Source organism: Streptomyces beijiangensis (assembly GCF_017315755.1).
GTDB lineage: Bacteria > Actinomycetota > Actinomycetes > Streptomycetales > Streptomycetaceae > Streptomyces > Streptomyces beijiangensis.
In genome coordinates, this window is sequence record NZ_JAFLRJ010001077.1 from 1 (window position 1) to 310 (window position 310).

A 310-nucleotide genomic window follows, 5' to 3' on the forward strand; every position below is an offset into this window, starting at 1 on the left:
GGGGTGCAGGGGTGCAGGGGGTGCTGGCTTGGGTGCCTGGGCTGTTATGCCGAGGCGAGCGCCAGGTAGACGGCTGCGAAGTCCGTGGTCGCGATGAGTTCGGCGAGGGCTTCCAGCTCGACGCCCTCCTCCGGTTCCAGTTCGCTGATGGGCGCGTCGTGGGCGAGCGCGAGTTCGCGGGCGGCCGGGGCCGCGGTGAGGCCTCCGGCCGGGCGTGCGCGGAGCAGTACGACGCGCGGGCGCAGGGTCTGGGGGTCGTCCACGCGGTCGCGGAAGAAGTCGTCCGGGCTGTCGTCCGTGGCCGCCTCCG

At 73.9% G+C, this 310-nt stretch carries 1 protein-coding gene; it reads right to left on the reverse strand.

Annotated elements, in window-relative coordinates:
• Positions 1 to 44: 44 nt before the first annotated feature.
• Positions 45 to 310, reverse strand: a 266-nt coding sequence (locus J0695_RS40625) for an SIS domain-containing protein (RefSeq protein ID WP_277990113.1), incomplete at its 5' end; no start/stop codon positions are given.